At 57.6% G+C, this 17778-nt stretch carries 20 protein-coding genes; 11 read left to right on the top strand and 9 right to left on the bottom strand.

All coding sequences use genetic code 11. The features are described 5' to 3' along the window. Positions 1 to 59: 59 nt before the first annotated feature. The 5 genes from AC2FIZ_RS06680 to AC2FIZ_RS06660 are packed head-to-tail and all read left to right on the top strand — an operon-like array spanning position 60 to position 3291. Positions 60 to 662, top strand: coding sequence for a VOC family protein (locus tag AC2FIZ_RS06680; RefSeq protein ID WP_281972738.1), 603 nt, complete (start codon positions 60 to 62; stop codon positions 660 to 662). Beyond that, a complete protein-coding gene (locus tag AC2FIZ_RS06675) occupies positions 659 to 1147 on the top strand; it encodes a GNAT family N-acetyltransferase (RefSeq protein WP_496790792.1) in 489 nt (162 codons plus the stop codon). The genes AC2FIZ_RS06680 and AC2FIZ_RS06675 overlap by 4 nt, the downstream gene beginning before the upstream one ends. A gap of 45 nt (positions 1148 to 1192) precedes the next feature. Continuing rightward, complete coding sequence (locus AC2FIZ_RS06670; RefSeq protein WP_142636813.1) at positions 1193 to 1873, top strand: molecular chaperone DjiA; 681 nt, start codon at positions 1193 to 1195, stop codon at positions 1871 to 1873. 4 nt (positions 1874 to 1877) lie between these two features. Continuing rightward, entirely contained in the window at positions 1878 to 2882 is a 1005-nt protein-coding gene (locus tag AC2FIZ_RS06665; protein ID WP_496689680.1) for an endonuclease/exonuclease/phosphatase family protein, read from the top strand. Between the two features lie 37 nt (positions 2883 to 2919). Further along, positions 2920 to 3291, top strand: a complete 372-nt coding sequence (locus AC2FIZ_RS06660; RefSeq protein WP_496689681.1) for a hypothetical protein — start codon at positions 2920 to 2922, stop codon at positions 3289 to 3291. Positions 3292 to 3294: 3 nt separating this feature from the next. Here AC2FIZ_RS06660 and AC2FIZ_RS06655 read toward each other — a convergent pair whose 3' ends face one another. The 5 genes from AC2FIZ_RS06655 to AC2FIZ_RS06635 form a co-directional block, all read right to left on the bottom strand. Beyond that, positions 3295 to 4839, bottom strand: coding sequence for a Ppx/GppA family phosphatase (locus AC2FIZ_RS06655; protein WP_496790791.1), 1545 nt, complete (start codon positions 4837 to 4839; stop codon positions 3295 to 3297). 49 nt (positions 4840 to 4888) lie between these two features. Beyond that, positions 4889 to 5578 carry a P-loop NTPase family protein gene (locus tag AC2FIZ_RS06650; RefSeq protein WP_281972741.1) on the bottom strand — a complete coding sequence of 230 codons (690 nt, stop codon included), beginning with the start codon at positions 5576 to 5578 and terminating at the stop codon, positions 4889 to 4891. Further along, entirely contained in the window at positions 5579 to 6652 is a 1074-nt protein-coding gene (locus AC2FIZ_RS06645; protein WP_142636822.1) for an AI-2E family transporter, read from the bottom strand. It lies immediately after the preceding gene. A gap of 91 nt (positions 6653 to 6743) precedes the next feature. Next, a complete protein-coding gene (locus tag AC2FIZ_RS06640; protein WP_496790790.1) occupies positions 6744 to 7718 on the bottom strand; it encodes an isopenicillin N synthase family dioxygenase in 975 nt (324 codons plus the stop codon). Continuing rightward, complete coding sequence (locus AC2FIZ_RS06635; protein WP_281972743.1) at positions 7718 to 9082, bottom strand: FAD-dependent oxidoreductase; 1365 nt, start codon at positions 9080 to 9082, stop codon at positions 7718 to 7720. The genes AC2FIZ_RS06640 and AC2FIZ_RS06635 overlap by 1 nt, the downstream gene beginning before the upstream one ends. Positions 9083 to 9249: 167 nt before the next feature. Between AC2FIZ_RS06635 and proS the strand changes: the two genes are divergently transcribed. Both proS and AC2FIZ_RS06625 read left to right on the top strand, forming a co-directional pair. Next, positions 9250 to 10590: a proline--tRNA ligase gene (proS, locus tag AC2FIZ_RS06630; RefSeq protein WP_271949474.1), complete on the top strand. Its 1341-nt coding sequence runs from the start codon at positions 9250 to 9252 to the stop codon at positions 10588 to 10590. Beyond that, entirely contained in the window at positions 10574 to 11464 is an 891-nt protein-coding gene (locus AC2FIZ_RS06625) for a glycosyltransferase family 2 protein (RefSeq protein WP_496677732.1), read from the top strand. The genes proS and AC2FIZ_RS06625 overlap by 17 nt, the downstream gene beginning before the upstream one ends. Here AC2FIZ_RS06625 and AC2FIZ_RS06620 read toward each other — a convergent pair. Next, positions 11461 to 11820, bottom strand: a complete 360-nt coding sequence (locus tag AC2FIZ_RS06620; protein WP_142636832.1) for a hypothetical protein — start codon at positions 11818 to 11820, stop codon at positions 11461 to 11463. The two genes, AC2FIZ_RS06625 and AC2FIZ_RS06620, sit on opposite strands and share 4 nt — an antisense overlap. A 248-nt stretch (positions 11821 to 12068) precedes the next feature. On the opposite strand from AC2FIZ_RS06620, the gene AC2FIZ_RS06615 reads away from it, so the two are divergent. The 3 genes from AC2FIZ_RS06615 (at position 12069) to AC2FIZ_RS06605 (ending at position 15189) form a co-directional block, all read left to right on the top strand. Then, on the top strand, positions 12069 to 13151 hold the full coding sequence (locus AC2FIZ_RS06615; RefSeq protein WP_496790788.1) for a DUF6492 family protein: 1083 nt from the start codon (positions 12069 to 12071) through the stop codon (positions 13149 to 13151). Between the two features lie 63 nt (positions 13152 to 13214). Beyond that, positions 13215 to 14510 (top strand): lipoprotein-releasing ABC transporter permease subunit, encoded by a 1296-nt coding sequence (locus AC2FIZ_RS06610; RefSeq protein WP_271949481.1) that lies wholly within the window; start codon positions 13215 to 13217, stop codon positions 14508 to 14510. Next, positions 14503 to 15189, top strand: coding sequence for an ABC transporter ATP-binding protein (locus AC2FIZ_RS06605; RefSeq protein WP_281972747.1), 687 nt, complete (start codon positions 14503 to 14505; stop codon positions 15187 to 15189). The genes AC2FIZ_RS06610 and AC2FIZ_RS06605 overlap by 8 nt, the downstream gene beginning before the upstream one ends. On the opposite strand, the gene AC2FIZ_RS06600 is transcribed toward AC2FIZ_RS06605, so the two are convergent. Next, entirely contained in the window at positions 15173 to 15610 is a 438-nt protein-coding gene (locus AC2FIZ_RS06600; protein WP_271949483.1) for a DMT family transporter, read from the bottom strand. The two genes, AC2FIZ_RS06605 and AC2FIZ_RS06600, sit on opposite strands and share 17 nt — an antisense overlap. 91 nt (positions 15611 to 15701) lie before the next feature. On the opposite strand from AC2FIZ_RS06600, the gene AC2FIZ_RS06595 reads away from it, so the two are divergent. Further along, the gene (locus AC2FIZ_RS06595; RefSeq protein ID WP_281972748.1) at positions 15702 to 16106 is read left to right on the top strand and encodes a c-type cytochrome; all 405 of its coding nucleotides are present in this window, start codon (positions 15702 to 15704) and stop codon (positions 16104 to 16106) included. Positions 16107 to 16109: 3 nt separating this feature from the next. On the opposite strand, the gene AC2FIZ_RS06590 is transcribed toward AC2FIZ_RS06595, so the two are convergent. Next, positions 16110 to 16796 carry a hypothetical protein gene (locus tag AC2FIZ_RS06590; RefSeq protein WP_496790786.1) on the bottom strand — a complete coding sequence of 229 codons (687 nt, stop codon included), beginning with the start codon at positions 16794 to 16796 and terminating at the stop codon, positions 16110 to 16112. A gap of 44 nt (positions 16797 to 16840) precedes the next feature. Beyond that, a complete protein-coding gene (locus tag AC2FIZ_RS06585; protein WP_282021468.1) occupies positions 16841 to 17503 on the bottom strand; it encodes a DNA-3-methyladenine glycosylase I in 663 nt (220 codons plus the stop codon). Positions 17504 to 17778: the final 275 nt, after the last annotated feature.

Raw genomic sequence — 17778 nt, 5'->3', positions numbered from 1 at the left:
AGGAAAACATACGGCCAGACCCTTGCGGTCTGGTCGTTTGTCATCTGGGGGGCTCATCCGTGTTACTTGATCACTTGGCGGTAGCTGGCGAAACGCTTGAACAGGCTTCGGCTCATGTCGAACAGGCGCTGGGCGTACCCTTGCAGGACGGCGGCAAGCACGAGAAATTCGGAACTCATAACCGGTTGTTGGGCCTGCGGGACGGTTTGTATCTGGAAGCCATCGCGATTGACCCCGATGCACCCAATCCGCAAATAACCCGCTGGTTCGATCTAGATCGGTTTCAGGGCGCTCCCCGCCTGACCAACTGGATTTGCCAGGTTCCGGATATCGAGACCTCACTGATGGTCTTTCCTGACGGAGTCGGCCAACCGATCGACCTAAACCGTGGCGCGCTGCGTTGGCGCATGGCGGTGCCTCCCAATGGGCGCCTGCCGTTTGATAATCTTTTCCCGGCGCTCATCCAGTGGCAGGGTGACCTTCACCCGGCAAACATGCTGAACGACAGTGGCTGCCAGCTGCGCCGCCTAGTCGTCTATCACCCTGATGCGCTGGATCTCGCCAAAGCGGTTGGGCCGTTGGGGCAAGTTGAGTTCGACAGCGGTCCGGCGGCGTTGCGCGCGGAAATTGACACGCCGCACGGGGTGCGGGTGCTGGAATGAATATCCGGCAAGCCAGTTCAGACGACGCGCCCGCCGTTGCGGCGATCTCGAATGCGATCATCCGCGACACGCTGGTGACCTTCACCACCGAATTGCGCAGCGATGACGCCGTTGCATTGGATATCAAATCCAGAGGGGCGGCGTTTCTGGTGGCCAAGCGTGACGGCGTTGTTCTGGGCTTCGCAACCTATGGTGCGTTTCGGTCAGGGCCGGGCTATGCCCATACGCGTGAACATTCGATCCTGTTGGCACCGCAGGCGCGGGGCCAGGGGATAGGCCGCGCATTGTTGCAGGCCTTGGAAGCCCGCGCACAGATGGACAATGTTCATGTTTTGATTGCGGGCATTTCCTCGGCCAACCCTGCGGCCATCGCTTTCCATACGGCTGCCGGATTTACACAAGTGGGCCTGATGCCCGAGGTGGGGTTTAAATGCGGTCAGTGGTTGGATCTTGTGCTGATGCAGAAAATTCTTGCCCCGCAGTGATCTGTCGCACCTGACAGTCGCGACGGAGCGGGTTAGGGTGCGCTCATGTCGATTTGGACCCGTATATCCGATGCGCTAAGCGCGCTTGCACAGGGCGAAAGCCTGACGGCCGTGTTCGAGAAACTGCGCACGCCGCCGGAACGCTCGGTCGCCTTTGCGATTGCGGTCATCGCCCTGGGGGCCAAGATGGCCAAGGCCGACGGGCAGGTCACGCGAGACGAGGTTACTGCCTTTCGGGATGTATTCCAGATCGCGCGCGAAGATGAGGCCGGTGCAGCCCGTGTCTTTGACATGGCGCGCACCGATGTCGCCGGGTATCAGGAATATGCCAGCAAAATTGCCTATATGTTCGCAGAAGACAGCACCACCTTGTGCGACCTGATGGAGGGGTTGTTTCATATCGCAATGGCCGACGGGTTTTATCATCCCAACGAAAATAAGTTTCTGGAAGATGTCAGCCGGATATTCGGTCAGACCGATGCTCAGTTTCTGGCCTTACGCGCACGGTTTGTACCGGATGCACCAAAGGATCCCTATACGGTGCTGGGTGTGCCGCGGAATATGCCTCTGCCCGACATTCGTAAGGTCTGGCGACAACTTGTACGCGACACTCATCCCGACGCCATGATGTCACGAGGCGTTCCGGAAGAGGCCATTCGTCTGGCCGAAAAAAAGATGATCGACATCAATCGCGCCTGGGATGAAATCAAAGGCGCGCAGGCCTGAACCGATGCGATTGGCAACCTACAATATTGAATGGTTCGCCAATCTCTTCGACCGGCAAGACCGTTTGATCGTAGATGACAGCTGGTCCGGCAGATACAATGTCACCAAAGCTGAACAGATCGAGGCCATCGCAAAAGTGCTGACGGCGATTGATGCGGATGCCGTGCTGATTGTTGAAGCTCCGAATACTGGTAAGACGCAGAACACGGTGCGTGCGTTGCAAGGGTTTGCCGAAGCGTTCGATCTCCGCATAGGAAACGCGATCATGGGGTTTCCGAACGATACCCATCAGGAACTTGCGTTTCTTTTCGATCCTCAGATCCTGTCATTGCGCCATGATCCCAAAGGAAACAAGGAAGGAAAAGGGGCTGCCCCTCGTTTTGATGGCGTGTTCAAGATCGACCTGGATATTGATGCAACCGAGGATCATGTGCGCTTTTCCAAGCCGCCAATGGAGTTGTCAGCGCAGACGTCAGGCGGGGCGACGTTCCGCCTGATCGGAGCGCATCTGAAATCCAAAGCCCCGCATGGGGCAGAAAGCCGCGATGAGGCGATCCGGATATCCATCGCCAATCGACGCAAACAGCTTGCACAGGCTGTCTGGTTGGGGCGGCGAGTACAGGCGCATATTGCGGCTGACGAGCATGTCATCCTTTTGGGCGATCTCAACGACGGGCCGGGCTTGGATGAGTTTGAAAACCTGTTCGGGCGCTCATCTGTTGAAATCCTGTTGCAGACCGGTCTGTTCGATCCGCATGCGGTGATGGCAAATGAGGCTGAACCCGAAATCTTACCCTCGTCCGCGCGCTTTGTGCGCCGCGACAGGGCTGATCATCTTGAGGCGTTGTTGGATTATGTCATGATCAGCGAAGGGCTGCGCGCAAAGCGTCCGAAATGGCGCATCTGGCACCCCTTTCAGGACCCGGCTTGTTTGGCCGCGCCGGATCTGCACAAGGCGTTGCTGACTGCCTCGGATCACTTCCCTGTCACGCTGGATATTGATCTGTGACCTTTCATCGCCGGCGTGGGCGACTTATATCTGAAGCATGAAAAAGTTCATTTCAATATGTGTGGTCACAGCGGCCATGGGCGTTCCGGCACAGGCAGAGGACGACACAGGCAAATCCTTGATGGAACAAGGGGCTGAGTTGTTCTTTGAAGGGCTGCGTCAGGAAATGGAACCCGCGCTTGAGGATTTGTTGGGGCTGGCAGATCAATTCGGCCCCGCGATGCAGTCGTTTTTTGAGGAAATGGGACCGGCCCTGGCGGAACTGGCCGCCGAAGTACAGGACTGGAGTGTTTACGAGGCTCCGGAAATCCTGCCGAACGGGGATATCATTATCCGCAAAAAGCCGCCCGAGCCCGAGGTTGAGCCGGAAAAACCCGAAAATGAGCCCGAAGGCGAGATTGATATCTGAGGGTCAGCCTTTGATGATCAAGCGGGGTTCGGATTTCAGCGTGCTTGCCAATGAGTTCAGTCGTGCTTCGGCTACTTCGCTAAAGAGAGGGGCTGCGGTTTCGGGCAAAATCAGCTCTAGCTGACGTTTTTTAGGGTACAGCCGAAGCGTGCCCATCGTGGCTTCGTTCTGCATCCACAGCATTGCACCAAAGCGCATGGCTTTGCCCAGAATCTCGGCCTGTTCCTGATCTTTTTCGCCCAACAAGTCATAGAGAGGGGTAAACCGGTTGCCCTCACGCTTGTTGCGATACCTGTGCTGCAGGGCCAGCCCGATATAAACCCGTTCGGAATGCTTTAATCCGCCCAAGTTGGCGCGAGTTACGTAATCAAAGCAGGTTTCAGCCCGGTAATCCGGATGGGCGCGCCAACTGACATCGTGCAAAAGACACGCAGCCTTGATCAGCCTGACCCGCGCGGCCGGCGCGGATTTGAACAGAGGCATGACGAATTCGAACAGATGTTTGCCAAAACCGGGCAGGCGGGCATCTTTGGCTTCGGAAAAATAGCTGGCTTCGATCAGAGGGTCACGATCGCGCAGGATTTGTGGCATCTGTTCGTAAAGCAGGCCTTCGCGGATGCCATAGCTGGAAACGGCAATGTCCTTGGGTTTGAACGTTCGCACCAGTCGCGCAAGCACATCCATCGCATAAGGGATCAGCGCCATCCGAGAACCCGAGACGCCTGCCAGACTGCGCAGTTTTTCCGGGTCACCCTTTTCGATGAATTTGATGGTTTGATGCACCTGCTTCGTCGTCATCCGATATTCATGCAGCACGTTCAGGGGATATCCCCGGCGCAGCATGTCGAGCCTTGCAAAGGCCCGCCAGCTTCCGCCCACCAGAAACAGACGATCGCGCTGAGGGCCCATCTGGTCGCGCAGGTTTTCCATCGTCTCCTTGATTTGCGCCTTGCGCGCGCGACGACCGCCCTTGATATCCCGCAGCTTCAGCGGACCTAGGGCCGACGACAGGCGACGACCAACGTCTCCGCCACCGATCTCGGCCAGCTCCATCGAGGACCCGCCGATATCACAGATCAGACCATATGCACCGGGCCAGCCCAGTAAAACGCCCTGAGCGGACAGGCGTGCCTCTTCCCCGCCGTCGATGACCGAGACCGTCAACCCGGTTAGCGCGTGAACTTCGGCGCAGAAATCCGGGCCATCCTTGGCCTCTCGCACGGCGGCGGTGGCCACGACGTGCAGCCCCGGCAGACCCAGATCGTCTGACAGCCGGGAAAAACGCTTCAACGCAGCCAGGGCACGTATCCTGCCAAGCGGGTTCAGGCGGCCGGTCTCGGACAGGCCCGCGCCAAGCTCGCACATGACTTTTTCATTGTAGAAATAGGCAGGCGATCGCGCCGCACCATCAAAGATGACCATCCTAACCGAGTTCGACCCTACATCAACAACGCCGACGCGCGACAGGGCGCGGGCCTCGGGGTTGTCAAACAACGGCTTTCCGAAAGGTCCCCAGTCGGGAATGTTGGTATCTACGGCTTGATCCATATCTCGTCCAGATATTCCAGGCTTAAGATGCGAAATCACCGGGGACGGGTCAATCGCTGGTTTCGGCATCTTCCAGTTCCGCACTCAGTACTCGTACGGCCAGAGCCCGCGTGATGTCTCGTTTCTCAGACAGCGCCAGTTGATCCAGCAGCGCCACAGTGCTGGCGGCGGTTTCGAAACGGCGATCCATATGTTTGACGAGGTAAGCGATGACCTCGGGTCCGGGGTTCAGCTGTCGGTCTACGAACAGTTTGGCCAGCACGGCGCCTAGCAGCGCGTCATCGGGCGGGTCCAGCGCAACGTGATGTGCGCCTTCGATCCTGCTTTGCAGGTCAGGCAAGGGCAACTGCCAGAAATTTGGCGCAAGGCGCCCGGTCATCAACAGGGCGTGGCCTTCTGCCAACACAAGATTGTGCAAATGGAATAGGGTTTTCTGCTGGTCGATATCGCCAGCAATCATGGGGACATCTTCCACTGCGATCGGTGTTTGGGCGAGGTCAGGAACCTCGTCGTGCTTAATCTGCGAGGCTTGCACAATGCGACCACCGGTCTCGGCCGCCCACACATGGGCCAGATGTGTCTTGCCCGCGCCTGCAGGACCGCTGAGCACCAGTTTATTCCCCGGCCATGAGGTAGCCGAGATCATGGCCACGGCCAGCGCATTTGCGGGCGAGACGAAAAAATCCTCGCGCCCCAGCGCAGTCTTGGCCGGTAGATCAAAGCTCAGCTGTAGGGCCATTCAATCGTCTTCCTGGTCCAAACCCACAAGGCCAGTATACAGACGGCTATCCAAATAGATCGACGTGGCAAAGCGCGCCAGAACGCCAAGTGCTGCGGCGACCGGGACGGCGATCAGCATCCCGACAAATCCGAACAGGGCGCCAAAGACCGACAATGCCAGCAACAGCCAGACCGGGTGCAACCCGACCGAGCTGCCGACGAGCTTTGGCGTCAGAAAATTGCCCTCGGCCACCTGACCCAATGCAAAGACCGCTGCGACCAGCCCAATTTGCGTCCAGTCTCCCCAGAACTGGAAAAGTGCCAAACCAATGGCCAGTGAGCCCCCGATCAGGGCGCCCAGATAAGGGATAAACGTGACCAAGCCGGCGATGAACCCAACGACCAGCCCGAACTGCAGTCCGACGGCCATCAGCGCGACGGCGTAATAGGTGCCCAGGATCAGGCAGACCGTGCCCATTCCACGTACAAATGAGGCCAGAACGCTGTCAATCTCACCAGCCAGTCGCTTGATGGTGGGGGCGTGGTCGCGGGGCAAAAGCTCTGCGATACGAGCAATCATGCGGTCCCAGTCCAACAGCATGTAGACGGTGACTACTGGGACAATCACCAGCAAAACCACCACGTTGATGGCTGATCCAAGCGACGCAGCGACAGATTGCAGGACATCACCAGTTTTGGACTGAAGCGTCTCACCCAAGGACACCAGAAACTGGTGCGTGTTGGATTCGCGGTCCAAAAGCGACGGGAATTGCTGTTCGATAAACCCTCTTAGCTGCTTGAGAAGGCTGGGCATAACCTCGACCAGGTCGATCAACTGGGTGATCAGCGCCGGAACGACCATCAGGATAAGCAGTACGAAACCCAAAACGCCGACAACCGTGATTACCCCGGTAGCGGCCATGCGGGACAGGCCCAGCTTTTCAAGCCTATCCGCAACAGGATCAAGGAAATAGGCAATCGCGCCACCGATTACAAAGGGCAGCAATACATCGCCAAGTGCCCACAACAGCAGTACAATAACCACTGCGGCGATGCCCCAGTACCTGAGTTGATCTCTTACCGGCAAAGCCATGGCTGTCCCCTTGTTTCGGCACGTCCAAATGTTCTTGGCGTATGCGGCCCTACGATGCAAGCGCTTCATGACCCGCCAGAATCGCGCGGGGCTAGTCGCTTAACGTGCCCAGTTCAGGGGTGGCGTCATGCGCTGTTTCATCGGGCCAGTTGGTGCGCCAGATTTCAGCCGACCAATGGCCGCAATGCACGGATGGCCTGTCAAAGCCGGGCAGGGGCGGTAAAAGCGGTTCGACAACCACATCATGACGCGGCACCGCGAAATACGGGAAGGAATAGCGTTCTTTTCCCGACCGGTTGACCACCCGGTGCGGCGTGGATTTCAAGCGCCCACCTGACCAAAGCTCCAGCATGTCACCGATATTGACGACGAACCCACCCGGCGGGCAGTCGGGGGTTATCCAGCCTCCGTCACGGGTCTGAACCTCAAGCCCGCCGACTGGGTCCGGGGCGATGATGGTCAGCGCATCCGTGTCTTTATGCGGGTGGATGCCGTACCCGGCCTCGTCCGGGGCCTGAGGGGGGTAGTGCAACAAGGTAATATTGGTCATGGGGTCGCGGAACGCAGCGCGCAGCTGGTTCGCAGGTAGCTTCAATCCCATCTCCAGCGCGCCCAGCAGCATATGCGCGACACCGTCCAGCTTTGACCAGTAATCCAGAATCACTGCCTGTGCCCGTGGAACATGGCGGGGCCAGATATTGGGGCCATAGAGGGCACAATCTCGGCGGATGGGCGCATCCAGGTCCACCTGATAATGCAGCTTGTAGCCTTCGTATTTATCCGCTTTGCCCGACCCGTCATTCGGGGTGAAAAACCCCATCGGGATAAAACCGCGATAATTCTCGCGTGTGATCGCCTGATCCCATTTCGCATCATCGTCGATGTCGAAAATCGCCCGGACGCAAGTGCGCATGTTGTTGACGGTGTCCCGCGAAACGCCGGTGCCGGTAATCGACAGGAACCCAATCCGGGTGCAGGCATCCATGACTGCCTGAACGGTTGCGTTGAAATCGGTGTGGCTGGCATCACCCAGCGGAGCAATGTCGATTGTTGGGATGTGGTCCATCAGCGTATCCTCACGCCTTGCCGTGCCAGTTCTTTATGCACCGGGGCAAGGTTCAATTTATCGAGGTCTTGGTTGCTTTTGAGTGAAAGCGCCGCAGCAATCCCCGCGCCCTGACCCATGACCGCACAGCAAGCCATGTTGCGCGTCGCCGCATGGGCAACCCGGTCCGCCCCATGTGACCGGCCCGCGACCAGCAGGCCCTTGATCCCTTTGGGCAGCATCGACCGATAGGGGATATGCATGTACCGACCAGTCGTGGGCAGGATCAAAATGCCATAGCCGTCGATGAATTCGGGGTAGATGCCGATTGTGTCTTCGAACCGGCCCTGATGGCGGGCATCATCCTCGGTCATGTTGTACACCGCGTCGATCTTGCGGGTGTCGCGAATGCCGATGGTCATCCCGAAATTCCGCAGCCGGGCGTTCTCACACCCGGGCATGAACCGGCGCAGCGCCTCGATGGCGAGCATTGACTGACGCCGCCCTTCGATCTCACCGCGGGTCATGCTGTCGGGATCGGTGCCATCGATCTCGGCCAGATGAATAAGGTTCATATAGGTCAGCTCACCGGTGTCATGCATCGCGCCCCAAGTGCCCGCGATGGTGTTCAGATGTGCTGGGATCAGCCCCTGATCAATCGCCTGCTGGAACGGTTTGTGCACAAAGGGCGAGTACATGTCGTCCTCTTTACCGCTGGTCTCAATGTTCCATTCGCCACCACCGCCCCAGTCCTTATAGGTCTGGGGGTCGGCCTTTACGCCTTCGATAAAGGCGCGCTTGTCGACGCCCGCCAGATGGAACATGACCGAGGCCGCCATCATGTCTTCGCGTGCGGTCTTGTGCGTGGGCGCACCGGCGCGATGGGCGACATCTGCGTCCCCGGTAGCGTCAATGACAACCTTCGCCAGTATCGCCTCGCGCCCGGCTTTGGATTCGGTGATGATGCCGGTGATCCGCTCGCCGTCCATGATCGGAGCCACGAATTGCCGGTGCAGCATCGGATGCACACCGGCCTCTTCGATCAGTTTGTCGGCGACCAATTTGAACCCTTCGCTGTCCAACTCATAACTCAGCGACTGACTTTCTGGCACCGCCGCACCCATTTCCTTGGCGCGGGTTTCGAACTCCATGCCGATGCCGCCAGCCTCAACCGTTTGTTCGTGGCGATACCAGGCAAAGCCTTCAACGCCGACAGCGGTGATATTGCCGCCCATGCAGCCGAAGCGGTCGACCAGCGACACTTCGGCTCCGGCTCGTGCGGCCGCCAGCGCTGCGGCCAGACCTGCAGGCCCGGAGCCAACAACCAGAACGTCCGTGGAATGGACAACGGGGATCTGACGGGCGGGTTCTTGAATGGTCTGCATGGGCGCCTCGGTGACTTTACATTGCCGCCACATTTGACGCAGCTAACTGGCGGGTCAATCAAAAAACCGACAGGCCCGTGGTCGTAAAACCCCAATGCGTGATTGCCCCCGGCGGGGCTTTGGCATAATCACCTTTGAAGTCGAATTTTACCTCTAAAGGTCAAGCCATGCGCCTCAGCCGTTACTTTCTGCCCGTTCTCAAGGAAAACCCCTCCGAGGCTCAGATCGTCAGCCACCGGCTGATGCTGCGCGCGGGCATGATCAAGCAGGCCGCTGCTGGGATTTATTCCTGGCTCCCGCTGGGGTTCAAAGTTCTGCGCAAGCTGGAAAACATCGTGCACGAAGAACAGGCGCGGGCGGGTCACATCGCCATTCAGATGCCTGTCATGCAATCGGCAGATCTGTGGCGCGAATCCGGACGTTATGACGACTACGGCCAGGAAATGTTGCGCATGAAAGACCGGCATGACCGGGACATGCTTTTTACCCCGACTGCCGAGGAACTGGTGACCGACATTTTTCGGGGTCATGTCAGTAGCTACAAGGACCTGCCGCTGACGCTCTATCAGATCCAGTGGAAATTCCGCGATGAAATCCGTCCGCGTTTCGGCGTGATGCGGGGCCGCGAGTTCTATATGAAGGACGGTTATAATTTCGACTTGACCAAAGAGGATGCGCTGCACGCCTATAACCGCCACCTGGTTACATATCTGCGCACCTATGAGCGCATGGGCTTGCAGGCGATCCCGATGCGCGCCGATTCCGGCCCAATCGGTGGCGACGATACGCATGAATTCCTGGTTTTGGCTGAAACCGGCGAGTCTGAGGTGTTCTATGACAGCGCCGTCACCGACCTAACTTTTGGCGACCGTCAGATTGACTATGACGACCGTGGTCAATGTCAGTCCATTCTGGAAGAGTTCACTTCAAAATACGCCCGCACCGACGAGACGCATGACGAGGCGCTGTTCAATCAGGTGCCGGAAGATCGGCGCCGCGTGGCGCGCGGGATCGAAGTTGGCCAGATCTTTTATTTCGGCACAAAATATTCCGAACCTCTTGGGGCAACCGTTCAAGGCCCCGATGGCAAACCGGTTCCGGTCCATATGGGTAGCCACGGCATCGGTGTCAGCCGCTTGGTTGGCGCGATCATTGAAGCCAGCCATGACGACAAGGGCATCATCTGGCCCGAGGGCGTGACCCCGTTCCATTGCGGTATCGTGAACCTGAAGCAAGGCGATGACGAAGCGGACGCAGCCTGTGAAAAACTCTATGCCGCGCTGACCGTGCTGGGGTTGGAGCCACTTTATGATGACCGTAACGAACGGGCAGGCGGTAAATTCGCCACGATGGATTTGATCGGCCTGCCTTGGCGGATCACGGTCGGCCCGCGCGGCCTGAAGAACGGTGTGGTGGAACTGACTTGCCGCCGCACTGGCGAAAGCGAAGAGTTGAGCCCCGAAGCCGCCGTCACCAAGATCGCCGAGATTTATGAGCGCATCGCCTGAAACCGACTCGCCGCTGATCTCGGTCATCACGGCGACATATAACCTTCTGTCCCAAGGGCGGCAGGACAGTTTCCGCGAAGTCATAGCCTGTATGGCCCGGCAGAGTTGCGACCGGGCCGAACATATCATTCAGGATGGCGCATCGGATGACGGCACGGTGGCGTTTCTGGAAGAGCTGATGGCAGGTGCACCACGAACGCGCGTGATCAGCGCGCCTGATACTGGCCTGTATGATGCCATGAACAAAGGCGCCGAGGCTGCACAGGGTGAATATCTTCTGTTCCTGAACTCGGATGACTCGTTGGCATCGGATGGCATTTTGAACACCCTTGCCGACCGGCTTGCGGAATCTCGACCGGATTTCCTCTATGGCTCGACCCTGCGCAAATACGAGGACGGCACGGAAAGTCGGGAAAAGCGCATGGCGCTCAAGGCGATCCTGCAACGGATGCCGTTCTGCCACAACTCGGTCTTGCTGAGGCGGGATGTGTTTCAGGCGCTGGGCGGGCATGACACGCAGTTTCGGGTGGCTGCCGATTATGACCTGATGCTGCGGCTCGTCGCCGGAGGATATCAGGGCGCGCGCACGGATGAGCCGATTTCGATGTTCTGGGGCAGGGGTGTCACCAGCGATATCGTCAACACCGCCGAAGATTATGCCCGCGTCTGGGTGCAGTTCTATTCAGGCTTCAATGCGGCTCGGACCCTGACCCAGCAGGATTTCTTCCGGTTCTACCGCCGCGGACATATGCCCGCCAATCTGATGATTGAATTGCTGCGACGCCCTGATACGCCGGACGGGATCAAATTGGCTGCACGCCATAGCCTTTGGAAAACAGCCCGCCGGTCCATACAGTTTTGGCGGCGCTATTAGTGGCCTGTCGCAGTCGGTCGGACCGAGACCAGGTCGCCATCAGCACCTGATCCGCGTGGGACAACGATCGGACGACCCAAACGATTGACCAGGTCCTTAAACTCGAACCCCAGAAATCGTATTCCGCAAACACGGTCACCGGTCATGCGGTCGGTGATACAGAGCCGCCCTTGCCGGAACGCCAGATGATACCCTTTGTCTTTCAGGATATCTGTCAGATTGCTCCAACTTGCGGCGCCAGAAAATATCGGACGTATCGCTGCGCGCAGCAGTGCTGCGGTCTCGCAATCAATTTCTGTAGATAGTTTCCGGGCCGAAATTGCGCCCGGTTGTTCTGTCTCAGTACGAATATTCATGAGCGACCCCCGCTCTGGAAATGAATTCCCCCACAAAGTAGGGTGACAAAGTTTCTTTAAATAATCAAAAAGCGAAATAATATTGCGCCTAAAATGTTGCATTTTGAGTGCAGTTTCACCCTGAATGCTCACATTGACTTCATAGCTGAAACAATGCGGTGCTGTCTGTGAAGGGCTTCACAACCAAGGGTATAATGCGGCATGTGGAAATCATCCGTATTTTGAAAAAACTCCGACCTGATTCGCCGATGGTTGAATTTCTTGCGGAATTGGATCACCTGCAATTTGCTGATACACGGGCCGAAAATCACAAAAGGATCCACGGTTTGCTGAGCTTCACAACCGTCGTCTATTCCAAAGACTTCCCCTTGCTTGAATTGCAGGCATTGTCTTTTGCCCGATTTGTTGACCCTGATCAGGTCGGCTCGATCCGGGTGATCATGAACGATGTGGACGAACCGGCACTGCGCGCGATGGTGGAACCGATTTTGGCTTCTTACGGTCCGTTGCGACCCAAAGTTGAAGTCCTGAGCGGCGATGACGTTTTGCTGGCTCCTGGGCAATGCGCGCGCCGGTCGATCTCGGACAGGATATTAGTCGAAAACCGATACCGCATTCCGGGCGCGCGCAAGGGTGGATGGCGTGGCAACAACGGATACCGGACACAGCAGGTTTTGAAATTGGGATCTGCTCGGGCTGCCTCGACAGAAAACATTGTAATACTGGACACCAAGAACCTGTTTCTGCGCCCCTTTCAGGAGGCCGAGTTTTTCTCGGACAGTGGTGCGGCGCGGATTCCGTTTATCGGTGTGAACAGCGATTATCACAGACGCTGGCTGGAACAGAGCTTTGATGCGCTGGGCGCGTCGATCCCGGAAACGGACGGTATACAGACAACAAATTTCGCAACGCCTTATCCTGTGCGCCGGTCGCTGATCCTGAATCTGCTGCAAGAGATAAATGCGCGCCACGGATCGGTTCAGTCGCTATTTGCCTCTCGCAGGCGCCCGTCTGAGTTTATGTTGTTGAATGCATTTTGTCTGAAATCCGAAGCCGGTTTTGCGCCTTGGTTCGAACCCTCGGGAAACACCAGCATAGGGCTGTGGCCATCCTTCTCGGCGCAGAAACTGACCAATGAGCTTTCCCGCCTCGACGATCCGGAAACTCTGACCCTAGGCTTGCATAACAGAGCGCTTTACAAGCTGCCCGCCGACATTCGAAACCGGGTGTTTCACGAGCTGGAAAGCCGCGGTATCTGCGATCGTTCCATCGCCGAGGCAGCCTTGAACAGAACCGCTGCTTTGACGGGGCAAGTCGAAGTGGGCGGATAACCGGCTTGACCCCCGATCGAATTGCCGAGAGGGTCGCCACAAAACAAAACCAGCGGAGCAGACATGGCCAAGACACCACCGCCATTTGCGCTTTTTGAGTGGAAAATCGCTTGGCGATACCTGCGTGCGCGCCGTGCTGAAGGTGGCGTCAGCGTGATGACATGGATTTCGCTGATCGGGATTACCCTGGCAGTGTTTGCGCTGATCGCCACATTGGCCGTCAGATCCGGTTTCCGGTCCGAATTTGTCGGAACCATTCTGGGGGCTAACGCCCATGTGACCGTGTATTCATCGGGTGAGTTCACTGCGCAGGGGCAGGTAGATCGCACTATTGCGGATTATACGGACATGGCCGACCGGATCGCTCAGGTTCCAGGCGTTCAGCGTGCAGCACCTTTGGTGAAAGGTCAGGTTCTGATCACCAATCGCGACCGCAGCAGCGGGGTTGAGGTATTTGGCATCCAGCCCGAAGATTTGCTGGAGCTGCCCGGTGTCGCCGAAAGCGAACAGGCGGTTGGTGATCTGTCGATGTTTCAGAACGGCCAGGACGTCATTGCCATAGGTTCAGGCGTCGCGCGCAGCATCGGGGCGACGGTGGGCGATACCATCAAGCTGACCTCGCCCAATGGGGTGAAGACCGCGTTTGGCACCTCTCCCCGAGTGAATGCCTATCAGGTGGTTTATGTGTTTTCTGCTGGGCGTTATGACATCGACCGGACGCGGGTCTATATGCCCTTCGAACAGGCGCAGGGTTTTTTCAACCGCGAGGGCGTGGCTGATGAGATCGAAGTTATGGTTGACCGCCCTGAAGAGCTGACGCCGATCCTGATCCCGATCCTTGAAGCCGCAGGCGAGCGCAGCCAGATCTGGACATGGCAGGATGCCTCGGGCGGGTTCCTCCGCGCGCTTGAAGTGGAAGACAACGTCATGTTCATCATCCTGTCGATCCTGGTTCTGATCGCGGCGATGAACATCGTCTCGGGTCTGATCATGCTGGTGAAAAATAAGGGCCGAGACATCGGCATCTTACGCACCATCGGGCTAAGCGAAGGCTCGATCCTGCGCGTGTTCTTCATCTGCGGGGCATTTACGGGGATCATCGGCACTGCGTTGGGCGTGGTGCTGGGCTGTCTCTTTGCGATCTATATCGACCCAATCTTCAGTTTTGTGAACTTTGTGATGGGGGGCGGGGTTTGGGATCCGTCCATCCGCGGCATCTATGCGCTGCCTGCGGAGCTGCATCTGTCGGATGTGCTCAAGGCTGTTGGTCTTTCACTTGGGCTGTCCTTCCTGGTCACCTATTTCCCCGCCCGTCGCGCGGCGCGGCTGAACCCTGTTGAGGCGCTGCGCTATGAGTGATGTAATGATGCGATTGGCCGGTCTAACCAAGACTTATCTCAAAGGTAAGCCGGGTGAGGTTCAGGTATTGCGCGGTGTCGATTTGGACCTGCGTGCGGGCGAGGCCGTGGCTCTTGTGGCGCCCTCTGGTGCCGGTAAGTCGACGCTGTTGCATATTGCCGGATTGTTGGACACACCCGACACAGGATCGGTTGAGATTGCAGGCCAGAACGTGACCGGGAAAGGTGATCGCACGCGTACTGCCTTGCGGCGGCAGGATGTCGGCTTTGTCTATCAGTTCCACCATCTGTTGCCGGAATTCACCGCGCTGGAAAATATCACACTGCCGCAGCTGGCCAATGGCGTGTCCGAAAGGGCAGCCCAGGAACGGGCGATGTCCCTTCTGGATCATGTCGGCGTCGCCGCGCGCGCCGATCACCGGCCGGCCGCCCTGTCTGGCGGTGAGCAGCAACGCGTGGCCTTCTGCCGCGCATTGGCCAACAAACCTCGGGTTCTTCTTGCGGATGAGCCGACAGGCAATTTGGACCCTGAAACCTCGGATCAGGTTTTTGACGCATTGATGGCTTTGGTGCGGGACGAGGGGCTCTCGGCTCTGATCGCCACACATAACATGCAGCTTGCCGCCCGGATGGACCGAACACTGAGGCTGGACGGAGGCGCGCTTAGGCCAGTTGAGTGATGGCAACGCCTGCAGCCATCACTGCGATACCGCTTGCGCGAACCCATGTCAGCGGGGTGACCTGCGCGCCAAACAAGCCGAAGTGGTCGATGGCTGCAGTGCTGACGAGTTGCCCAAGAAGGACAAAGAACACCGCGTTGCCGACCCCAAAATGTGGCGCAACATGGGTGATTGACAGAACATAAAAGGCGACAAGCACACCGGCCAGAAGCAGGTGCTTGGGGGCATCGGCAATTTTTGAAAGGGCTCCAAAGCCGGGAAAAACCACCATCAACGCTGCACTTGATGCAAAGGCTATCGCAAACAGGACCACAGCCGCTGTTGTTGGCGACCCGATCAATTTGCCCAATGCGGCATTCAACGCGGCAAGGATCGGAACCCCAATTCCAGCCACAAGCATAATAGCAGCATATTGTGTCATGCGGTTTTCCTATTGGCTCGTTGATCTGGATCATTGCGCCAAGCCCAGGCACGGGCAAGCCTGAAAATGTCAAATCTGACAGGAGGATGTGATGATCAGACAGGCAATGGGGGCGCTATCGATAGCGGCGTTTGTGACGGCGTCTCAGGTCAGCGCGCAGGATACAGATACCGGCGCCGAGCTGTACCAGCATTATTGTGCAACCTGCCACGGGATCGACGCGACGGGATACGGTCCAATGGCAGGCGTCCTTGTTATTCAGCCAACTGACCTGACGCGGCTTGCAAGCAGCGAAGGGGTATTCCCGACCGCTCGTGTTGTGGCGCGCATAGATGGACGAGACCCGCTGGTCAGCCATGGCAGCCCGATGCCAGTCTATGGACCGTATTTCGAAGGGCAGGATACGGCGATGAAAACACCAGATGGGCAGCCGATCCTGACCAGCCAGCCGATCGTGGATCTGGTGGCTTATCTGCAGACGCTGCAGGCCAACTGAACGTTACCGACAGATTCCTTTGATCTCGGCATCGGCCCAGGGGATGACCACTGCGCTTTCACGCTTGTCACCACGTAGCGGAGCCAGATCGAAATGTGCGCCCAGCATCTCGTGCAGACGTCTGGTGCGGGGTGCCGAAGGATCCAGCGCCCGGCAACAAATGTATTCCTCGACAATGGCGCCCTGCTGTTCGAACCCGTAGGAAAGGAAATCTGGTGAGTTCTCCAGATCGAATTGATAGGGGTCGTTATTCCCGCCATGCTCGGCTGCGGCGCGCAGCGGATGATAGCCGGTCTTCTTGCGGTTTTGCCATTGCCACACATGGGTCAGTTCATGACCCAGCAGCATCGCCGCGATCAGGTTCATCCGATCCGGGAATTCGGACATGTAATCGTCCAGATACCAGTCCCGGGTGAAATAGACCTTGTTGAACAGGGCCACTGCCGCGGGTTTTGCGGTAACGATACCTTCCTGCGGGGCGGGAAAAATGCGCTCGCGGCAGGCAAGGCGTGACCGATCTTTACGATAGAAAGTTATTGGCGCAACTGGTGCGCCTTCGACCAACCGCACTTTGTTGAGTTTCAGGGTATCACCCTGAAGTGTGCGGGTAAAAGCAGCCTCCTGATCAGTCAGGGGGCGACCGCAAGCGGTGAATACCAAAAGGGACGTCATCAAAATGAGGCGTAACATGACAAAAAATCTATTCTGGCAGCACACGTGTGCAAATGGTTTTTTTACAGGCTCATTGCCAGGACGCGGCTGATTTCCGTCAGAGATCGCCCGGACTGTTCCATCCATGTGTTGAATGCCGCTTGAACCGAGGCCATCGCCTTTTTCGATGTCGGCGGCTTATCGACCACGCCCTCGGCCACCAGCCGTGCGGTCACATCCTGCGACAGGATGAAACTTTCACGCCCCGCAAATCGCATCGCATATTGCGCCGATGCACCGCCCAGCCGCGACCCGCGCTTGCCCAGCATATTCAGCAGACCGACATAGTCATCCGAAGGCCACCCACCCAGAATCTTTCCGACGCCACCTTCTTGGCGCAGTTCCAGCAAAAAGGCAGCATTGTCGCGGACCGTGGCGATCTTGGTGCCATTGCGCACGATCCGAGTGTCCTGCAGCAGAGCATCGAACTTTTCGTCGTCCATAAAGGCGCAGCGTCCAATGTCGAACCCGTCAAAAGCGGTTTCGAACCCGTCCCATTTGTTTTCGATGACCTTCCAGTTAAACCCGGCCTGAAAGATGCATTTCGTGATAATCGACAGCCAGCGATCTTCGGGCATTTCAGCCAGTTCCGCAGGGCTTTTGGGTTTGGAAAGCTTGTTGCTCAGGGCATCTGTCCCGCCGTGACGGTTGGCGGCTATGGCGAAAATCTCGTCGAAATGGCGCATCTGCAGAATCCTCCAAACCTAGCGTCGCGTTTTGCGGTCGATGTTGCAAGGTGGCCCGGGACACATGCCTGCCAAGGTAAAAAAACATCCCAAGCCCAAAAGAAATGCTCGACAAAGTGGGTGATTCTGGTTTGTGATTGACTCGTCAATCAATATCCGCACCGCAATGCTGGGGAAATGCAGTGGGCGCGGGCGCCTAGCATGATGCTGAAAGAGTGGAAACACTGGGGCAAAGGGGTGAGTTATTCCGTGCCGCGCCGAACTGTCTGCTTCCC

The organism is Ruegeria sp. CDSB022 (assembly GCF_059611145.1).
The sequence above is the reverse complement of the archived record's forward strand: the minus strand, read 5'-3'. Positions and strand labels throughout refer to the sequence as shown.

What these genes read in the sequence shown, in the direction of transcription:
- AC2FIZ_RS06640 (WP_496790790.1), bottom strand. Translation starts at nt 7,718, where the DNA reads ATGGACCACATCCCAACAATCGACATTGCTCCGCTGGGTGATGCCAGC.
- AC2FIZ_RS06655 (WP_496790791.1), bottom strand. Translation starts at nt 4,839, where the DNA reads ATGGATCAAGCCGTAGATACCAACATTCCCGACTGGGGACCTTTCGGA.
- AC2FIZ_RS06615 (WP_496790788.1), top strand. Translation starts at nt 12,069, where the DNA reads ATGGTTGAATTTCTTGCGGAATTGGATCACCTGCAATTTGCTGATACA.
- AC2FIZ_RS06610 (WP_271949481.1), top strand. Translation starts at nt 13,215, where the DNA reads ATGGCCAAGACACCACCGCCATTTGCGCTTTTTGAGTGGAAAATCGCT.
- AC2FIZ_RS06660 (WP_496689681.1), top strand. Translation starts at nt 2,920, where the DNA reads ATGAAAAAGTTCATTTCAATATGTGTGGTCACAGCGGCCATGGGCGTT.
- AC2FIZ_RS06620 (WP_142636832.1), bottom strand. Translation starts at nt 11,820, where the DNA reads ATGAATATTCGTACTGAGACAGAACAACCGGGCGCAATTTCGGCCCGG.
- AC2FIZ_RS06675 (WP_496790792.1), top strand. Translation starts at nt 659, where the DNA reads ATGAATATCCGGCAAGCCAGTTCAGACGACGCGCCCGCCGTTGCGGCG.
- AC2FIZ_RS06665 (WP_496689680.1), top strand. Translation starts at nt 1,878, where the DNA reads ATGCGATTGGCAACCTACAATATTGAATGGTTCGCCAATCTCTTCGAC.
- AC2FIZ_RS06595 (WP_281972748.1), top strand. Translation starts at nt 15,702, where the DNA reads ATGATCAGACAGGCAATGGGGGCGCTATCGATAGCGGCGTTTGTGACG.
- AC2FIZ_RS06605 (WP_281972747.1), top strand. Translation starts at nt 14,503, where the DNA reads ATGAGTGATGTAATGATGCGATTGGCCGGTCTAACCAAGACTTATCTC.
- AC2FIZ_RS06625 (WP_496677732.1), top strand. Translation starts at nt 10,574, where the DNA reads ATGAGCGCATCGCCTGAAACCGACTCGCCGCTGATCTCGGTCATCACG.
- AC2FIZ_RS06590 (WP_496790786.1), bottom strand. Translation starts at nt 16,796, where the DNA reads ATGTTACGCCTCATTTTGATGACGTCCCTTTTGGTATTCACCGCTTGC.
- AC2FIZ_RS06670 (WP_142636813.1), top strand. Translation starts at nt 1,193, where the DNA reads ATGTCGATTTGGACCCGTATATCCGATGCGCTAAGCGCGCTTGCACAG.
- AC2FIZ_RS06585 (WP_282021468.1), bottom strand. Translation starts at nt 17,503, where the DNA reads ATGCGCCATTTCGACGAGATTTTCGCCATAGCCGCCAACCGTCACGGC.
- AC2FIZ_RS06645 (WP_142636822.1), bottom strand. Translation starts at nt 6,652, where the DNA reads ATGGCTTTGCCGGTAAGAGATCAACTCAGGTACTGGGGCATCGCCGCA.
- AC2FIZ_RS06600 (WP_271949483.1), bottom strand. Translation starts at nt 15,610, where the DNA reads ATGACACAATATGCTGCTATTATGCTTGTGGCTGGAATTGGGGTTCCG.
- AC2FIZ_RS06650 (WP_281972741.1), bottom strand. Translation starts at nt 5,578, where the DNA reads ATGGCCCTACAGCTGAGCTTTGATCTACCGGCCAAGACTGCGCTGGGG.
- proS (WP_271949474.1), top strand. Translation starts at nt 9,250, where the DNA reads ATGCGCCTCAGCCGTTACTTTCTGCCCGTTCTCAAGGAAAACCCCTCC.
- AC2FIZ_RS06635 (WP_281972743.1), bottom strand. Translation starts at nt 9,082, where the DNA reads ATGCAGACCATTCAAGAACCCGCCCGTCAGATCCCCGTTGTCCATTCC.